The sequence below is a fragment of the Nitrospira sp. genome, from assembly GCA_016788885.1.
GTDB lineage: Bacteria > Nitrospirota > Nitrospiria > Nitrospirales > Nitrospiraceae > Nitrospira_A.
Map to the genome: position 1 here is coordinate 54,529 of JAEURX010000052.1, position 16,972 is coordinate 71,500.

At 60.1% G+C, this 16,972-nt stretch carries 19 protein-coding genes; 14 read left to right on the top strand and 5 right to left on the bottom strand.

The window, feature by feature from the left end; all coding sequences use genetic code 11:
- Positions 1–18 precede the first annotated feature (18 nt).
- The 4 genes from JNL86_13970 to JNL86_13985 form a co-directional block, all read right to left on the bottom strand.
- On the bottom strand, positions 19–489 hold the full coding sequence (locus JNL86_13970; protein ID MBL8044016.1) for a hypothetical protein: 471 nt from the start codon (positions 487–489) through the stop codon (positions 19–21).
- Positions 467–1,369, bottom strand: a complete 903-nt coding sequence (locus tag JNL86_13975; protein MBL8044017.1) for a DMT family transporter — start codon at positions 1,367–1,369, stop codon at positions 467–469. Before JNL86_13975 ends, JNL86_13970 begins: the two co-directional genes overlap by 23 nt.
- A gap of 104 nt (positions 1,370–1,473) precedes the next feature.
- On the bottom strand, positions 1,474–1,677 hold the full coding sequence (locus JNL86_13980) for a hypothetical protein (GenBank protein MBL8044018.1): 204 nt from the start codon (positions 1,675–1,677) through the stop codon (positions 1,474–1,476).
- Positions 1,678–1,826: 149 nt separating this feature from the next.
- Positions 1,827–2,003: a hypothetical protein gene (locus tag JNL86_13985; protein MBL8044019.1), complete on the bottom strand. Its 177-nt coding sequence runs from the start codon at positions 2,001–2,003 to the stop codon at positions 1,827–1,829.
- Between the two features lie 158 nt (positions 2,004–2,161).
- Between JNL86_13985 and JNL86_13990 the strand changes: the two genes are divergently transcribed.
- The 9 genes from JNL86_13990 to tenA all read left to right on the top strand — a co-directional run bounded on the left by JNL86_13990 (position 2,162) and on the right by tenA (position 11,564).
- A complete protein-coding gene (locus JNL86_13990) occupies positions 2,162–2,473 on the top strand; it encodes a zinc ribbon domain-containing protein (protein ID MBL8044020.1) in 312 nt (103 codons plus the stop codon).
- A 106-nt stretch (positions 2,474–2,579) separates the two neighbouring features.
- Positions 2,580–3,404, top strand: coding sequence for a substrate-binding domain-containing protein (locus tag JNL86_13995; GenBank protein ID MBL8044021.1), 825 nt, complete (start codon positions 2,580–2,582; stop codon positions 3,402–3,404).
- 12 nt (positions 3,405–3,416) lie between these two features.
- A complete protein-coding gene (locus JNL86_14000) occupies positions 3,417–3,872 on the top strand; it encodes an IPT/TIG domain-containing protein (protein ID MBL8044022.1) in 456 nt (151 codons plus the stop codon).
- Between the two features lie 165 nt (positions 3,873–4,037).
- Entirely contained in the window at positions 4,038–5,456 is a 1,419-nt protein-coding gene (gene accC / locus JNL86_14005; GenBank protein ID MBL8044023.1) for an acetyl-CoA carboxylase biotin carboxylase subunit, read from the top strand.
- A 71-nt stretch (positions 5,457–5,527) separates the two neighbouring features.
- Positions 5,528–7,513, top strand: a complete 1,986-nt coding sequence (gene oadA / locus JNL86_14010) for a sodium-extruding oxaloacetate decarboxylase subunit alpha (protein MBL8044024.1) — start codon at positions 5,528–5,530, stop codon at positions 7,511–7,513.
- 3 nt (positions 7,514–7,516) lie between these two features.
- On the top strand, positions 7,517–8,479 hold the full coding sequence (locus tag JNL86_14015) for an alpha/beta hydrolase (GenBank protein ID MBL8044025.1): 963 nt from the start codon (positions 7,517–7,519) through the stop codon (positions 8,477–8,479).
- A gap of 73 nt (positions 8,480–8,552) precedes the next feature.
- A complete protein-coding gene (gene tpx, locus JNL86_14020; GenBank protein MBL8044026.1) occupies positions 8,553–9,239 on the top strand; it encodes a thiol peroxidase in 687 nt (228 codons plus the stop codon).
- Positions 9,240–9,402: 163 nt separating this feature from the next.
- Entirely contained in the window at positions 9,403–10,806 is a 1,404-nt protein-coding gene (sthA, locus tag JNL86_14025; protein MBL8044027.1) for a Si-specific NAD(P)(+) transhydrogenase, read from the top strand.
- 89 nt (positions 10,807–10,895) lie between these two features.
- Entirely contained in the window at positions 10,896–11,564 is a 669-nt protein-coding gene (gene tenA / locus JNL86_14030) for a thiaminase II (protein ID MBL8044028.1), read from the top strand.
- A 305-nt stretch (positions 11,565–11,869) separates the two neighbouring features.
- Here the strand turns inward: tenA and JNL86_14035 are convergent, their stop codons facing one another.
- The gene (locus tag JNL86_14035; protein MBL8044029.1) at positions 11,870–12,025 is read right to left on the bottom strand and encodes a hypothetical protein; all 156 of its coding nucleotides are present in this window, start codon (positions 12,023–12,025) and stop codon (positions 11,870–11,872) included.
- 192 nt (positions 12,026–12,217) lie between these two features.
- On the opposite strand from JNL86_14035, the gene JNL86_14040 reads away from it, so the two are divergent.
- From JNL86_14040 to JNL86_14060, 5 genes are all read left to right on the top strand, one after another.
- Complete coding sequence (locus tag JNL86_14040) at positions 12,218–13,264, top strand: HEAT repeat domain-containing protein (protein ID MBL8044030.1); 1,047 nt, start codon at positions 12,218–12,220, stop codon at positions 13,262–13,264.
- On the top strand, positions 13,261–13,761 hold the full coding sequence (locus tag JNL86_14045; GenBank protein ID MBL8044031.1) for a hypothetical protein: 501 nt from the start codon (positions 13,261–13,263) through the stop codon (positions 13,759–13,761). The genes JNL86_14040 and JNL86_14045 overlap by 4 nt, the downstream gene beginning before the upstream one ends.
- Before the next feature lie 75 nt (positions 13,762–13,836).
- Positions 13,837–14,814: a hypothetical protein gene (locus tag JNL86_14050; protein MBL8044032.1), complete on the top strand. Its 978-nt coding sequence runs from the start codon at positions 13,837–13,839 to the stop codon at positions 14,812–14,814.
- Between the two features lie 35 nt (positions 14,815–14,849).
- On the top strand, positions 14,850–15,644 hold the full coding sequence (gene thiD / locus JNL86_14055) for a bifunctional hydroxymethylpyrimidine kinase/phosphomethylpyrimidine kinase (GenBank protein MBL8044033.1): 795 nt from the start codon (positions 14,850–14,852) through the stop codon (positions 15,642–15,644).
- A 7-nt stretch (positions 15,645–15,651) separates the two neighbouring features.
- Entirely contained in the window at positions 15,652–16,968 is a 1,317-nt protein-coding gene (locus JNL86_14060; GenBank protein MBL8044034.1) for a hypothetical protein, read from the top strand.
- Positions 16,969–16,972 lie beyond the last annotated feature (4 nt).

Here is a 16,972-nt window from a genome sequence, read left to right on the forward strand (position 1 = left end):
CGCCCCCTTGACGCCGCACTAAACCCACTCTGATTCTTCCGCCGACGCAGGCTTCCGCCCATACAGAGCCCGCAACCGCCCCCGAATCTCGCTGCTCACCGAATCGATCTCTGCGATTTCCGCGTCGCTCGCAATCCACGCGTCCTCCGGCGCCAACTCGATACGGTAGTGATTTTTCTTCATCGAGAACCACTCGATGTACGGATGCGGCACCAAATGCGGGTGCGGATCGAAGGAAATCAGACTGGCGTCCCCAACCTGGGGAATCTCGACGTCACCCAACACCTGAGCAGCAAGGTCCTCATCCGCGAACCGGCTATTCTTGAACCGAATCACTCTGCCGGCAATTTCTCCACGGCAATTCCCGGCGAGATAGAACTCGACCGGTCCTAGCACCGCGAAGGTGATCCGACCAACCACCGTCCCGTCTTCTCGATTATCGAGAAATCCTTCTTGCACCCATCGGCTATTCCCGAACTTCTGAGCCACGCTCCCCTCCCTCCGGACGCACAGACACGGACGTTGCCTGTGTCGCGGCCCCCTCACCTGACACCCACGAACCAAGCAGGACACCGCCCAGGATCATCACGCTGCCGAACCATCCCTGCGCATCCAGGTTCTCACCCAGGAAATACCAGGCCAGCCAGGCCGCGATAGCCGGCTCTGCCGCGAATAATAATGCGACTTGCTGGGCCGGCAGGAGTTGCTGTGCCCACATCTGCACCCCAAACGCGCCGGTCGCCAAGACCCCAGTCACCACCAGCCCGACCACTAACACCTGCGTTGGCGCGAACATGGTCGCAGTCGGCTCCTCCCACCACATCGCCCCCAGCATGGCCACTGTCATCAGCACCAATTGCCAGGCGAACAAGGAGACGGCGTCAGTCACCCGCGTATACCGTTCCAAACAGACGATATGCGCGGCAAAGGCAGCCGCGCTCCCCAAGGTCAGCACATCCCCGAGGTTGGCGGATGCCGCTGGCTTGACCAGGAACCATAGGCCGACTAAGGCCATCCCATTGGCCACCCACGTGTGCGCACCGAGCCTGCGGAGGTAGAGGGGAACGAAGACGACATACAGCACCGTGATAAACGCCGAGTTCGACGCCGTCGTCAAATGCAGCCCCACCGTCTGCAGTACGTACCCGAGAAACAGCCAACTGCTCGCAACCACACTCATCCGCAGCATGGCGGTATTTGTCGTCAGCGCACGGCGCATGAGCACGAGCACCGCACACACCACGAGCGTGCCGAGCAGAAATCTCAGGAACAGGAACGACAGCGGGGAGATTTGTTCGAGTGCGGCTTTCGTAGCCGGAAACGTTGCCCCCCACACCACGGTCGTGAGGAGCAGCGCAAGTTGAGGCATGGCGAAGCACGATGCGGAATGAGACTGACTGACGGGCGGAGCGGGAAGCGGCTCCCCAATTCCGCCCGTCAGCAATCACCATTCACGCATGATCATTCCTGATGTTAGGGCTTGCAGAGTGCACATTTGCGCTCGTCGCTGGTCCCGGCCAACTCCATCGCCGCCAATGCGCGCTCCTTGTCCGGGTAATCGAACCAGCCGCCTTCCCAAAAATCGCTGCTGGAAACGCTGGATGGCACTTCCGAACAACGATCCCGATGAAGCGTCACTCGATCGATCGCGCGTGCAATGTGAATCCAATAGACCATGGTACCCCGTCGGATTCCGCCGTCGTTACCGTTGCACTCGCACCCTACCACGCATGTCGCGGAGAGAGCAACGCGCAGGAATCACCGAGCCCCAACGGCTCCGTGACGGCAATGAGCATGAGATTATGGAATCAAACCAGGAGGTTGCGTTAGGGCAGGAGCTGCCACTCGTCCTTCTCGATCACGGTCTTGACACCGCTTTCCAGCTTCTTGACGTCCTTCTCCTCGAACAGTCGCATATACCGCTCGATCCGATCCGGATCATCGATACGCTCTTCCTGCATGACACCGCCGCTACCTTTGTACTTTCGAATTAACAGGGGCATTTCAACCGCTCCTCTAAATGTGGCTCGCGTTTCGACACAAAGATTCGGTACAATAGTGCAAAGTTACGCATAGGGTCAAGCGTTTCCACACAGAGAGTGCCGTTCTCTCGCCCACCCTGCCCGGGTGGAGCCGGGGCACGTCATCCAAGGAGTCGACCATGTCGGTCTACGAATATCGCTGCGAACAATGTACCCACCAGTTCGAAGCCACCCAGTCCATGCACGCCCGGCAGGAGGATACGGTCTGCCCGAAATGTAACAAACTTGGTGCCACCCGGATGTTCTCTTCCTTTGCCTCAAAAGTGAAGGGCAGCCATAAGCCAGGATTCGAGGAGATCAAAGCCTACGACATGCTGAATGAACGCATGGATCGATTCTCGAAACTGCCGCCTGCCATGGGCAAGCGGGTAGATGTCAGCCCGGAGATGATGGCCGGCGCAGTCACCCCGACGGAAAATACTCCCCCGTAATCGGGCCACGTCCTGACGACCGCCCCCACACTATCGCGCGGACGTGGACGGCTGGCGAATGGGGCCCCAGAGCAACCACTCAACGGCACAAGGAGAGTCGTTCAGCATGGTCTCCCGTATCAGCGGATTAGTTTCTGCCTTCCTCCTGCTCCTCAGTGCGCTCCCGGCCTTGGCGGAGGTCGCCGGCTCGATGATGATTGCCGGCCATGGCCCAGAACAACACGTCATAGAATCCCTGGCCCACGCATTTGAAAAAGCCAATCCTCGCGCCTACATCGACGTCGCCTGGGACGACAATTCCAAACCGCTTGAGATGCTCAAGGCCAAGCAGGCGAACATCGCCGTGACCGGGAACCCCGAGAACGGATTCCGGTCGGTTCAGATTGCCTGGGACGGCATTGCCATCATGGTCCATCGTTCGAACTTCACGAAAGAAGTGACGAAACAGGAAGTCGCCGAACTGTTCTCGGGCAAGTACAAATTCTGGGCTGATTTGGGCGGGCCGGACACCAAGATCTTGCTGCTCGACCGGCCTCGCAACGAAAACAATCGCGACGCCTTCGAGCAGCTTCTGGGCATCACCGGCAAGATTCCCGATGCGACGAAAGTCATCGCGAAGGATGAAAAAGTGATCAAAACGGTCGCCGGCACGCTCCCGCCTCACTCGGCCGTCACCTATCTCTCACTCGGCCAGGCGTTGGAAGCCGTGGCCTCCGGCGTGCCGGTGCGCTTGCTGCCGATCGACAAGGTCGAACCGGAAACGCCCACCGTCAAAGACGGGCGTTATCCCCTGCGGCGACCGGTGTTGCTGCTCTCGAACAACGAACCTGATCCGCTCATCGAAGCGTTCGAGCAATTCGCCCTCTCAGACGAGGGGCAAAAGATACTCAGTGAATCCTATACACCGCTTCCCAAGACATCATCTCCCTAATAGGAGGCTTTTATGCGCACATTTCTTCCCGCACTCCTCGGCATCACGGTGGCCTTCGGTACAAGCGTCGCCATACTCCATCCCGGGCAAGCCCAGGAAGGGGCCATGGTGGAAGGTGCCGGGTATACGATGTTCAACACCGAATCGATCAAGGGCTCCGATACGTCGAAGCTCGAAAAGGACCCCGTCTGCGATCGTTCGAAGCGCCCCTCTATCGGCAAGATCGAGCCGGATGAAGCCAAGCCCGGCGACAAGGTCACCATCAAGGGGGAAAATTTCGGCAGCAAAGAATGTTTTCATGGGGTGACGTTCAGCGCCGCACCCAAGGATAAGATCGACTATCAATTCGTCAACGAAACCACGATCGAAGCCGTCGTGCCGGACGCGAAAGCCGGCATGTCCTTCATCATCGTGGTCGCCGGTGGCGGCAGCGCGCAATCGAAGCCGCTGCTTATCCAAGCCAAGTAAGGCCCTCGGGCAGGAGGCCTCCCTCCTGCCCATGTCGCCCTCCCCGGATTCGCTGTTTCACCCTCGTTCGTCTCGACAACTCTCCTGACCCTATGCTAGGTTACGCGAACTTTTTGGAGACGACCCGGAGGTGAGCTGCGGCTCCAATCCTCTCGTAATCCCATCATGTTCCGGAAGATCCTTGTTGCCAACCGTGGCGAAATCGCCATGCGCATCATTCGCGGCTGTCGCGAGCTCAACATCGCGACGGCGGCGATTTATTCCGAGGCCGACTCCTCCGGCATCTACGTCAAAAAGGCCGATGAGTCTTATCTCGTAGGCCCCGGCCCGGTCAAAGGCTTCCTCGACGGCAAACAGATTGTGGAAATTGCGAAGCGCATCGGCGCCGATGCGATCCATCCCGGCTACGGATTCCTCTCCGAAAACGCCAAATTCGCGCGACTCTGCCACAGCTCGGGCATCACCTTCATCGGTCCCTCCCCCGAAACGATCGACCTCATGGGCAGCAAGGTCAAGGCTCGACAGATCGCCCAGCAAGCGGGGCTTCCAATCGTCCCAGGCACCGAAGGCGGCATCACCACCGTTGAGGAAGCACTGGAGTTCACCAACCGCATCGGCTATCCGGTCATGATCAAGGCCAGCGCCGGCGGAGGAGGCCGCGGCCTGCGGGTGGTTCGCTCCGATCAGGAACTGCGCGAAAATATGGAAGTCGCGTCGCGGGAAGCCCTGGCGGCATTCGGCGACGGGAGCATCTTCATCGAAAAGTACATTGAGCGCCCGCACCATATCGAATTCCAGATCCTGGGGGATAAACATGGCAACATCATCCACTTAGGAGAGCGGGATTGCTCCATCCAACGCCGCCATCAGAAGCTGATCGAGATCGCCCCATCGCTGGTTCTCACGCCAAAACTGCGCACCCAAATGGGCGAAGCCGCCATTGCCATCGCGAGAGCGGTGAACTATGACAATGCCGGCACCGTGGAATTCCTCCTCGACCACGAAGGCCATTTCTACTTCATGGAGATGAACCCACGTCTCCAGGTCGAACACACCGTCACCGAACAGATCACGGCGATCGATATCGTGCGCAACCAAATCTCCGTCGCGGCGGGAAAGCCACTGGAGATCCGGCAGAAGGACGTGACGTTGCAGGGGCATGCGATCCAATGCCGCATCAACGCAGAGGATCCGCGCAACAATTTCATGCCGTGCACCGGCACCGTCACCGCCTATTTGTCTCCCGGAGGCATCGGCGTCCGCATCGACGGCGCCGTCTACCGCGATTACACGATTCCCCCCTACTACGACGCATTGCTGGCGAAACTCACCGTACGGGGACGGACATGGGAAGAAGCCGTGAGCCGTATGCGCCGGTCGCTCGAGGAGTACGTCCTACGCGGTGTGAAAACGACGATTCCATTTATGAAGAACGTGATGATGGAGCAGGACTTCCAGGCCGGACGGTTCGACACCTCGTACCTGGACACACATCCGGACCTGTATCAATACGAAGAATCCGAGGAGCCTGAGGACCTGGTGCTGGCGATCTCTGCAGCAATCGCCGCCTACGAAGGACTCTGACCTCCCAGCCACCAGGCAGCACCACCTCAACCCTGTTACGCGAGCGATTCCGCCGCCCCGAGGCCGTCAGCATGGCAACGAAAAAGACCAAGAAAACCGCCCCCAAGAAAAGCCCCGCGAAGAAAACGCCGGCGAAGCCCAGCCGAAAGGCTGCCGCCCGCGGCGATCGCCCGTTGCACCCGACGAATCCGGAACTGCACCTAGAAGCCGCGCCGGGGAAAAAACTGCTGTTGACCGATGTCGCCTTCCGCGACGGACACCAGTCACTCCTTGCCACCAGAATGCGCACGGAAGACATGTTACCGATCGCCCAAAAACTCGACGCCATCGGCTACTGGTCGTTGGAGGTCTGGGGTGGGGCGACGTTCGACACCTGCCTTCGCTTTCTCAAGGAAGATCCCTGGGAGCGCCTCCGGGCCCTTCGGGATGCCATGCCGAACACCAAGTTGCAGATGTTACTGCGCGGACAGAACCTCGTAGGATACCGGCATTACGCCGACGACGTACTCGACAAATTCATCGAACGGTCGGCGGCCAACGGCATCGATGTGTTTCGCATTTTTGATGCGCTGAACGACGTGCGCAACCTGGATCGCGCCATCCGCGAGGTGAAGGCCTGCGGCAAACATGTCGAGGCCACGATTTGTTATACCGTGAGCCCGGTCCACAGCATCGATCGCTTCGTGTCCATGGCCAAGCAGTTGGAAGACCTGGGCACCGATACCCTCTGTATCAAGGACATGGCCGGGCTCCTCGCACCGCTGGATGCCTATCATCTCATTCGACGCCTCAAGAAGGCCGTGCGGGTGCCGATCCATCTCCACAGCCACTATACCTCCGGCATGGCCTCCATGTCGGCCCTGATGGCGGTCATGGGCGGGCTCGACATGTTGGACACGTCGGTGTCCCCGTTAGCCGGCGGGACCTCACACCCACCGACTGAAACCTTGATCGCCAGCCTGCGCGACACACCGTACGACACCGGGTTGGATCTCCGTCAATTTGAACCGATCACGGAACATTTCCGTAACGTGCGCCGAAAATATCGCCAGTTTGAAAGCGACTTCACCGGGGTCGACGCCGAAATTCTCACCTCGCAGATCCCCGGCGGCATGTTGTCGAACCTCGCCGCCCAATTGGCCGAACAGGATGCCCTGGATCGCATGAAAGAAGTGCTCGACGAAGTCCCGCGTGTGCGGAAAGAAATGGGGTATCCCCCGCTCGTAACTCCCACCAGCCAGATCGTCGGCACACAAGCCACGTTGAATGTGCTGACGGGTGAACAGGGGGAACGCTACAAGGTCATCACCACCGAAACGAAAAATTATTTCCTGGGCTTGTACGGTCGCGCACCGGGCCCGCTCGATAAGGGCATCATGGCTCGCGCCGTCGGCGATGAGGAGCCGGTCAAGGGCCGGCCGGCCGACCGGTTGGAGCCGGAATTCGAAAAGTTGAAGAAGGACATGCCCCCGACGGCGACGACCCCGGAAGATCAGCTGTCCTTCGCCCTCTTTCCGGCCATTGCCAGGGACTTCTTCGAAGCTCGTGAACGGGGAGATCTCCATCCGGAACCGCTTGAGCCGGCCGAAGCCAAAGGCCCGGCCGTGGCGCACGATCTGCACCTCGCTCCCGCTGAATTCAATATCACGGTGCACGGCGAGAACTACCATGTCGTCGTATCAGGATCCGGTCGCACGACCGACGGCCGTAAACCGTACTACATTCGCGTCAACGACCGCCTGCAGGAAGTGTCGCTTGAACCGCTCCAGGAAGTGTTGGCGGGCGTGCCGGAATCCCCCGAAGCCGGTAGCACCTCAAAGCCGAAACGCCCCCGGCCGACCAAGCCCGGCGATGTCGCCCCGCCCATGCCCGGCCGGGTGGTGAAGATCCTCGTGACGGAAGGCGCCCAGGTCAAGACCGGCGATCCGCTCCTGATCATCGAAGCCATGAAAATGGAAAGCCAGGTCCCGGCTCCCATGGATGGACGGGTCACCGCCATTCTGGCTGCCGAGGGCGACAACGTCAAAACCGACGAAACCGTCATCCAGCTGGATTAACGGATGATGCGCGCGGCGTTCCTCCTCCGCTTCGTGAGGATCTCGCCGCAATCTGCCACCGCCTGGCTCCTCGCGAGTGTCCTGATGCATGGTTGCGCGGCAGCACCGGACATCCCTCCCTGGTTCGACGCGATCCAGCGAATTCCCGTCCATACCGCCTCTGTCAACGGCCATCGCATCGCCTATCTCGACGAGGGCCAAGGTCCGCCGCTGATCCTCATCCATGGCTACGGCGGCTCCATGTGGCAATGGGAATATCAACGCCCTCTTACAGGAACCTTTCGCGTCATTACGCCGGATCTCATCGGCTCCGGACTGTCCGATAAACCCGACATCGACTACCGTCCCGAAGATCTGATTGACACCATCCATGGCCTGATGGAGAGCTTGGGCTTGCCCTCTGCAACCCTCGTCGGCAGTTCCATGGGAGCCGGCGTGGCCCTTGGTCTGGCATTGACTCACCCCGAGCGAGTCGACCGGCTGGTGCTGATCGACGGATTTCCGGACCACGTGCGCGAACGCCTCGTCAGCCCACTGATGCGCCGCGCCGTCGACACCCATGCCCCGGCCTGGCTGGCCCGCTTCGGCGCGTTGCTGTTCGGCAACCGCGCCATGGAAGCCGTGCTGAAAGAAATCGTCTATGACCACACCCTCGTGACACCGTTGGTGATCGACCGGTCCAACCGGAACCGGCAGAGAGCCGACATGATCACGCCGCTCCTCGCGCTCCGCGATAGCCTGCCGCTCTGGGAACAACAGTTCGCTCCGCGACTCAGGGACGTCCGGCACTCCACACTCATTCTTTGGGGCGAACAAGACCGCCTCTTTCCCCCGCAAGTGGGCCGGGATCTGCAGGCGTTGATCACAGGCTCCCGCTTCATCCTGATCCCGAACGCCGGTCACATCCCGCAGTGGGAGCAACCGCACGTCGTAAACCGGCATATCACAGAATTCCTCCAACCTTGACAGAGTCCGCAGCCGGCCATAGAGTGGCTGACTGAACGATTGAGGTTCCGCCCCTTGTCCATGGAGATTTTCTATGTCGGCCCATAGCCCTTCAGTTACGCACGGTCTACGTCCCACCCCAATACTGCTCACACTGCTCTACTTGGGACTCAGCGCCTGTGGCACCTTGCCGGGTCACGGCAAGAGTGCGTTTTCCTACAAGGACATGCCGGTGGCCGACGGCAGCGCCGTGGCCGGTGAAAGCAATAACATTCTCTTCCAGGGCAAACCCCTGATGCTCGCGGGAATGGGAGTGAAGGTGGGCGACAAGCTGCGCGACGTGAAACTTGCCCAACCGGACCTGTCGATGATCCCCATCAACGAGACGAAGGGCAAAGGGAAGGTCCGGATCATCAGCATCGTCCCGTCGCTCGACACGAAGGTCTGTGAGCAACAAACCCACTATCTCAGCGAGAAAAATATGGGACTCGACCGCATGGTGGAGCTCATCACGATCAGCGTCGACACGCCCTTCGCGCAAAAGCGCTTTGCGGAGGAAGCCAAGATCTCGAACGTGACCTTCCTGTCAGACTATCGTGCAGCGGATTTCGGCAAGGCGCACGGGCTACTGCTCAAGGACCTCCATCTGCTGAGCCGGGCCGTGTTGGTGGTGGACAAGGACAACAAGGTTCGCTATCTCCAGATCACCCCCGAGCTGGCACAACTGCCGGACCTCGAAGAAGCCTTTCGATTCGCGCGGAAGCTGGTCACGGCCAGCTGAGGTCACCGGTGGTTGACACCCCTCATTCTCATCGTGGCATAGAGCAGTTGGGTGGGCGAACCTGGGTCCGCGTGACGGCGCGAGCGGCGTATCGTACCACCATTCAGAATGTGTGAGAGCGGCCGCCCAGGGCGGGAAGCCGTCCAGGGCAGTAGGAGCGCACATGGCGCATTATGATCTCCTGGTGATCGGCACCGGCCCGGCAGGGCAAAAAGCCGCCATTCAGGCGGCTAAACTGGGGAAGAAGGTCGGCATCGTCGAGCGTAAACGGGTCGTCGGCGGTGTCTGCACCAACACCGGCACGATCCCCAGCAAATCCCTGCGCGAAGCCGCCCTGTACCTCTCCGGATTTCACCAGCGAAGCCTGTACGGCGCCAGCTATCGCGTCAAGCAGGACATCACCATGACGGACCTGACCTTCCGGGCCAACCACGTCATCACGCGTGAAATCGAAATCATTCAAAACCAGATGACGCGGAACAATGTCGACCTGTGCTTCGGGACGGCCTCGTTCCTCGATCCACACCGTCTGCTCATTGAGCGTCCGGACGACCGCGTGGAACATACGGCCGACTTTTTTGTCATTGCCTGCGGAACGGTCCCGGCCCGCCCCACCCACATTCCGTTCGACGACCAGACCATCATCGACACCGATGGACTCCTCGCATTAACAGACCTTCCGAAGTCCATCACCATCATCGGCGGCGGCGTCATCGGTGCGGAATACGCCTCAATTCTTGCGACCATGGGCATTCACGTCACCCTGATCGAGCGCCGCCCGCGGCTGTTGGAGTTTGTCGACCAGGAAACCATCGAGGCGCTGCAGTATCACATGCGCAGCATCGGGGTGGTGCTCCGATTCAACGAAGAGGTCGTCTCCGTCGAGCGAACGGCCGGACAACAGGTCATCGTCCGCCTGAAAAGCGGCAAAGAGATCGCCGCCTCCACCGTCCTCTATTCTGTCGGCCGTACCGGAGCCAGTGCCACGCTCAATCTGCACACCATCGGCCTTTCCGCCGATGAGCGCGGACGCCTGACCGTCAACGAGCACTATCAAACCGCCGCCCCACACATCTATGCCGCCGGGGACATCATCGGGTTTCCCGCGCTGGCGTCGACGTCCATGCAGCAGGGCCGCCATGCCGCCTGTCATGCCTTCGGCATTCCCTGTCAGACCCAATCCGACCTGATGCCCTACGGCATCTACTCCATTCCGGAGATCTCCATGATCGGCCGCAACGAGGACGACCTGACCAAGAACGGAGTCCCGTACGCCGTCGGCATGGCCCGATACCGGGAAATTGCACGCGGGCAGATTATCGGCGACGAGATCGGCATGTTGAAACTGCTGTTCCACAACAAGACCCGACAACTCCTCGGCGTCCATGCGATCGGTGACGGCGCGACGGAGCTCATCCATATCGGACAGACGGTCATGGCCTACCAGGGCCAGATCGACTACTTCGTGGATGCGGTGTTCAACTATCCGACCCTCGCAGAATGTTATCGGGTCGCCGCCCTGGATGGGATTAATCAGCTCCCCAGACCCTGGACCCCGCGGGCATGAGAGTTAGGATGCAGTGGTGATCGCTCGCGACGTTCCCGTTGTACTGAGTACGTAGCTGGATCCGCAGAGGCTGAGGAAGGAGGAACCGGATGTCGTTTTCAAACCATCTTCGAAAATTGGCCCAACCCGTCTGGGACGCACAACTGACCCACCCGTTTGTGCTGGCACTGGGGAAGGGTACGTTGTCGGAGCGGAAGTTCCGTTACTACATTCTTCAGGACGCCCGCTTCCTCGCGGACCTGGCGCGGGTGTTTGCCGCAGGCTCCGTGCGAGCGCCGGACGCCGAATCTGCGCTCCGTTTCGCAAAACTGGCCGAAGACACCATCATCGTCGAGCGCAGCCTCCACGAGAACTACGGGAAGCGCTGGAATCTCTCGCCGCAGGACATGCTGAACGAGCCGATGTCCCCGACCAACTACGCGTACACCAGGCACATGCTGACCGTCGCCCAAAGCGGCACGGCCACGGAAATCGGCGTCGTCGCGCTTCCCTGCGCATGGATCTACTGCGTCGTCGGCAAACATCTGCTGAAGAATGGCGCTCCACCCGCCAAGCACCCGTACCGAGACTGGTTGATGCTGTATGCCTCGCCGGAGTTCGAGGCGGTTCAAGAATGGATGCGCGCCAGAATCGACACCTGGGCGCGAACGGCCGGCCACGAAGAAAAGAAGCGGATGGAACACTCGTTTCTCATCAGCTCGAAGTATGAATGGATGTTTTGGGAGATGGCCTGGAACGAGGAGAAGTGGCCGGTGTGAGGGGACGAGGGAGTGAGGCAACCTCTTCGCGTGGAATCACAACCCCGGCGGGCTCTGCCAGAGACTCCCTTGGCGTCTGAACTTGCTGCGTTCCGCAGCTTCGAACAGCAGAGGCCACCTGCAAAGCAGGACGGTACGTCTCTCGCAGCGCAACAATCTCACCGGGGTCGTGAACACGCTCAGACCCTGCCTCACTCCCTCGTCAATCACATATCCAGGTCGAAAGCAGGAGTGCTGAAACAGAAGAGTAGCTGCACACACACCCTCAAGCGTGACCGTGTGGGACGGACCGCTCAGCGACGGGACTAACTTGCCTTACGGTATCCCGGCTCCTCCGTAAGAGGCTCCCACTTCGGCTCATACTGCTCGACCTCCATCCCATCCTCGTCGTCCACCAGCGTGGCCCAGACTGCAATCACCAGGATCAACAACGTCAATGCGCCGAGAAAATAGACTGGCATATTGACCTCCCGGGTTCATGTGTTCCCTACTCACATGCTAGTCGTTCCCCCGCACGTTCACTACGAGGGAAATACCCGGTTTTTGTCGGCAACATCCCCAGGATGAGCCAAGGTCCCCTCCCTTTCAGATTTCCTTCCAGGTTATGTTAGGCTGAGTCCATCACAAGACAGAGCGCCGGCCTCGACTTCCGTATGTCCGTCACCACCTCATCACCGACCATCCTCACCACACGCGAGATCACGCTCCACCTGCTTGGACTCGTTCTCGTTCTCAGCCTGCTTGGACTCTGGTATTGGCTCTCGACCGGAGCGCGGGTCGTGCCGACGCTCATTGAGATGTTGAAGGACGATGATCCCTCAACCCGCATCGTCGCCGCAGAGCAGTTGGGACAGATCGGCCCAGCAGCCAGGGCGGCCATTCCACAATTGCTCAGCCAGGCGACCCAAGACGGCAGCCAGCATGCGAATACCACCGCCGCCACGGCCTTGAAGTGGATTGATCTCTCGGCCTCTCGCCGCGTCATGACCCACTTCATCCCGCGGCTGCAGGATACGGATGTGCAACAGCGCCGTACGGCCTGCGCCATCCTGGGCAGCCTGGGACCGGTCGCCAAACCGTCGGTGCCGGCCTTGGTTGCCGCGACGCATGATGCCGACGCCCTCGTGCGCCGCAACGCACTCACCGCGCTGGCCACTATCGGCATCCCCTCCGGCGCGGTCGGCACGGCGCTCCTTGCAGGTCTGCGTGATTCCTCATCACTCGTGCGCCAGACGGCCGTCGCACAGTTTGCGTTTACGGTTCCGGTGTCCGAGGAAGCGGCGGCGGCGTTGACACCGATGGTGAACGATCAAGACAAAAGCATCGCGACACTTGCACGGACGGCACTGGAGAAGCCACGAACCGGCGACGCGGCGCATATCGAATCTCTCGGCATGATGCTGGGACACAGCACGGCTCGTGACTATGCGCTGCACCAACTGGCTCAGGTAGGCCCGGCGGCAACCGAGGCCCTGACGCCGGTGCTGCCATTGCTCGATGATAACCATCCCTTCATTCGGTATCTGGCCGTGGAAACCCTGTCCGGGATGGGCCAGGGAGCGAAACAGGCGCTCCTCCCGCTCAAGCAACGACGGGATTCCGACCCGATCGTCCAGGCCGCCATCACCGACGCAGTGGCCGCAATCGAGTCCGGACAGACACCGACTCCCGGCGTTGCCCCAGGAGGTAGGCACGAATGACCCCCATCGCGCGGGAGAAAACGTCTCGCCTCCGAGTCCTGACCAGATTAGGATTCTGGTTCACTCTTCTGATTGGCTTTCTGCTCCCCTGGGCCATCATGCTGGGAGTGGACACCTGGGTGCACGACGTGCCACTTGCCCGGGCCTGGCGCTCGTTTACCCTGCATCTGTTCGCCCCCGGCTACAATCTCTTCCTCGTGAGCGTGCTGACGGCCATCCCCTTCGTAGTCCTCGCCCTGGTGATGCTCCTTCACATGGGGACCATCCCTAGCCAGCAGGCGTTGATCGCCCACCGCCGCGCGCTAGGGCTTCTCTCGGCGGAATTCGTCATGCTGACCATCGCGGGGTGGACGCACGTCAGCGTGCTCGTCCACCCGGATGCGCAGGGGGCTCTCGCCTACTTTTATCTTCCGGTCCTGTTATTGATCAGTTTGCCACTCGGCTATGGAGTGGGGCGTGCCTTGGCGAAGGCGCTATTGCCGCGATTGACGCCGTAAACGGCACAGGCTGGACAGCATCGACGACGTGAGTATAATGTGGGCCATGCGTCACGTGATCGGACACGGGTGCCGATGATTCGTCTGTTGCCCTGCCTCATTGTGCTTCTCTTCTGGCACTCCACTTCCTTGGCTGCCTCGAAATATGAGGACAGCGTGAAGGAACTCGCCGAAGGTGTGGCCGCCGAGGCGATCAAGATGAAGAAGTCGCGGCTTGCACTGTTAGACTTCGTCGACAACAAAGGCGAGGTGACTCCCATCGGACAATTCCTGGCCGAAGAGCTGGCGACGCACCTGCTCGTCGCCGGAGAACTCAAAGTGGTCGATCGCAAGTTGCTGATCGCCACCATGGAGAAGCACCAACTGACTCACCTCGACACGTCGCAGGCCAAGGCGGCCAAGAAAGTGGCGAAGGCCCTCCGCGCCGATCTGTATGTCACCGGCTCGTACCTCGAACTTCCTGAGGGGGTGCAGGTCACAGCGAAGCTGATTGGTCCGTACACGGTGTACCCCGTCGGCGCCTCACGGACGATCGTGCCGAAATCCGGCCCCCTGGCAGCACTCCTGAAACAAGCCGCTGCCCCTGCCCCGGCAACGACCGTAGCACCGGTGACGGAATCTGCCCCGGTATTGAGCGTCCATGAAAACGAGCTCTACAAAGTCACGATTCTCAACATTTCGCGACAAGACGATCTGATCGGCCTCGAGCTGCTCTTCACCAACCGCACGGCCCATCCGGTCAAGATCGGCTGCCAGCTGCTCGACACCTATCTGGTGGGTGAGCATGGAGAGCAGTGGAAACAGAACGTCGCGCAGAATCGCGAAGGCCTCTGCACCCGCGGAATGGAACTGAACCCGAAGCGGCAACAGCATGCGAGTTTATCCTTTCTGGCTAAAGACAAACCGCCGACAGGTCCGATGACATTGCATTACCATGAAACGTCGCCCCGGGCGGATCGAATCATCACCCTGGACGGACTGACACTCGACGCCGCGCCGGCCGTTGAGCCAGACACCCCTGCCACGCAGGGATCAACACCCCCCACACCGTAGGCCATGACCTCCGGTCACACGCACAGGAACCATCCATGATCAAACAAGTCTTGTCGATAGCGGGTTCGGATTCAGGCGGCGGCGCAGGCATTCAGGCAGATCTGAAAGCCATGTCGGCCAATGGCGTCTATGCCATGTCGGTCATCACAGCCATCACCGCCCAGAACACGGAAGAAGTCACCGATGTGTTCGAACTCCCCACGTCGATTATCGCCGCTCAGCTCGACGCCATCTTCGACGATTTCGACGTGGCGGCCGTCAAAACCGGCATGCTGTCCTCGGCAGAGATCATCAGAACGGTCGTGAAGCTCCTGAAACCCCAACAGATCCAACAGCTGGTCGTAGACCCTGTCATGATCGCCAAAGGCGGGCAGGCGCTGCTGAAACCAGACGCCATCGATACCATCAAAAAGGAGCTCTTCCCGCTGGCCTTGCTCGTGACACCGAACGTGCATGAAGCGCAGCAGCTGTCCGGTATCGAGATTACCTCGCTGGCCGATGCTCGCCGTGCCGCGAAGGTCATTCATCAATTCGGTTGCGCCAATGTGCTCATCAAGGGGGGCCATCTGCCAAAAGATCGCGGGACTGATCTGCTCTATGACGGACGGTTCTTCAACATCTTCAAAGGGGAATTTATCGACACCCCGCATACGCACGGCACCGGCTGCACTTTTGCGTCCGCTATTGCCGCACACATCGCCCGGGGGAAAACTGTCCCCGACGCCATTCAAACCGCCAAAACCTATCTCACCGAAGCCATCAGGCATAGCTTGGCGATCGGACATGGCAAAGGACCGACCAATCATTTCTATTTTTTGAACCAGGGATAACAGGGCTATGAGTCGTGGGCTCGGATCACCACTATCGTTCTTACTGGCCGGTTGGGGCTGGCTACTGCTGACCTCGCTCCTGGGACTCGCCACGTTTTGGAGCATTGTCCGCGGATCCCCTCTTCCGCCAGGCCTTCGCCTGTTACACGTTCATGGAGTGTTGATCGGTGGGCTTCTCCAACTGATGACGGGCTTTGCACTCACGGCGAGTGATCTCACCGCACAAGAGGGCACCCGCTCGAAGCACCGCCTGTTGTTTGTCGGTATCAATCTGGTGGCCCTCGGGTTCACTGCCGGCGCGGCACTACGAGACCCCACCCTGACTCTCCTTGCCGGCTTACTCCTCGCCGCCGTCTGCGCTCCGATCGTGCGCCATCTGGTTCATGCATTCCGCGTCTGTTCGGCCGGGACGTCCCTCTCATCCTTCTTTTTCGGGTTCTCACTCCTTGGACTCTTCGGCAGCCTGATCCTCGGAGCACTTCTCTCAGGAGCCTGGTATCCAACCTGGCACGGCATTATTCGGCTTGGTCATGTGCATGCCGGGATTCTGCTCTTCCTGACCATGGCCATCGTTGGAACCGTTCAACTCACGCTGCCAATCCTCTTGCATCGCACACCGCACAGCGCAGCATTGGGTCAAGCGGTCCTGCTCCTACTTCCAGCTTGCGCCGCAGGACTCCTCACGGGCTTTCTCCTCTCTTCGATTCATATCCAGCTCGTCGCGGGGGGCGGCCTGATCCTGACGCTGGCCCTGTGCTGCTTCAATCTCCTTCGCACGTGGAGTCAGGCCGGTCAACCAGGCTCAACCGCCACCGATCATCTGCTCACGGCGCTTTGTTTCCTGTTCATCATGACCTGCATCGGCCTGGCACTCGGCATCAATGACCTCTGGACACCACCGGCCTTGCCCTACGGCACCCTGCACATGGTGGCCTACACCCATACCGCATTCCTCGGATTCGTCCTTCAGGCGGTCGTCGGTGGGCTCTCAATGGCGTTCCCCCCGTTGCTCGCCGCACAACGAATTCCGAATCAGAAAAAGCGCGGCCCGTACCGTGACGTACTCGAACACATCATGAATCGCTGGCGGGCGGCTCAGGTGTCGACCGTCAGTTTCGGGGCATTGGGGCTGGTGCTGGTCGCCTCGTTGACCTGGAACCTGCCGCTCTCCTCCCCTTGGATTCAGGCGGCCACCTGGGGAAGCCTGGGACTCCTCCTGATCCACCTCACCATGGTGACGGTCAAGGTCACGCAGGCTCTCAACGCACATCCTGGTCACGAACGGACAAACACGAACGAATCGAAACATCCCGACGGACGGTAAGAGG

Coding starts and splice junctions, on each gene's coding strand:
- accC (MBL8044023.1), top strand. CDS start 4,038: ATGTTCCGGAAGATCCTTGTTGCCAACCGTGGCGAAATCGCCATGCGC.
- tpx (MBL8044026.1), top strand. CDS start 8,553: ATGTCGGCCCATAGCCCTTCAGTTACGCACGGTCTACGTCCCACCCCA.
- JNL86_13995 (MBL8044021.1), top strand. CDS start 2,580: ATGGTCTCCCGTATCAGCGGATTAGTTTCTGCCTTCCTCCTGCTCCTC.
- sthA (MBL8044027.1), top strand. CDS start 9,403: ATGGCGCATTATGATCTCCTGGTGATCGGCACCGGCCCGGCAGGGCAA.
- JNL86_13990 (MBL8044020.1), top strand. CDS start 2,162: ATGTCGGTCTACGAATATCGCTGCGAACAATGTACCCACCAGTTCGAA.
- JNL86_14015 (MBL8044025.1), top strand. CDS start 7,517: ATGATGCGCGCGGCGTTCCTCCTCCGCTTCGTGAGGATCTCGCCGCAA.
- thiD (MBL8044033.1), top strand. CDS start 14,850: ATGATCAAACAAGTCTTGTCGATAGCGGGTTCGGATTCAGGCGGCGGC.
- JNL86_13985 (MBL8044019.1), bottom strand. CDS start 2,003: ATGCCCCTGTTAATTCGAAAGTACAAAGGTAGCGGCGGTGTCATGCAG.
- JNL86_14035 (MBL8044029.1), bottom strand. CDS start 12,025: ATGCCAGTCTATTTTCTCGGCGCATTGACGTTGTTGATCCTGGTGATT.
- tenA (MBL8044028.1), top strand. CDS start 10,896: ATGTCGTTTTCAAACCATCTTCGAAAATTGGCCCAACCCGTCTGGGAC.
- JNL86_14000 (MBL8044022.1), top strand. CDS start 3,417: ATGCGCACATTTCTTCCCGCACTCCTCGGCATCACGGTGGCCTTCGGT.
- JNL86_14045 (MBL8044031.1), top strand. CDS start 13,261: ATGACCCCCATCGCGCGGGAGAAAACGTCTCGCCTCCGAGTCCTGACC.
- JNL86_14040 (MBL8044030.1), top strand. CDS start 12,218: ATGTCCGTCACCACCTCATCACCGACCATCCTCACCACACGCGAGATC.
- JNL86_13975 (MBL8044017.1), bottom strand. CDS start 1,369: ATGCCTCAACTTGCGCTGCTCCTCACGACCGTGGTGTGGGGGGCAACG.
- JNL86_14050 (MBL8044032.1), top strand. CDS start 13,837: ATGATTCGTCTGTTGCCCTGCCTCATTGTGCTTCTCTTCTGGCACTCC.
- JNL86_13980 (MBL8044018.1), bottom strand. CDS start 1,677: ATGGTCTATTGGATTCACATTGCACGCGCGATCGATCGAGTGACGCTT.
- JNL86_14060 (MBL8044034.1), top strand. CDS start 15,652: ATGAGTCGTGGGCTCGGATCACCACTATCGTTCTTACTGGCCGGTTGG.
- oadA (MBL8044024.1), top strand. CDS start 5,528: ATGGCAACGAAAAAGACCAAGAAAACCGCCCCCAAGAAAAGCCCCGCG.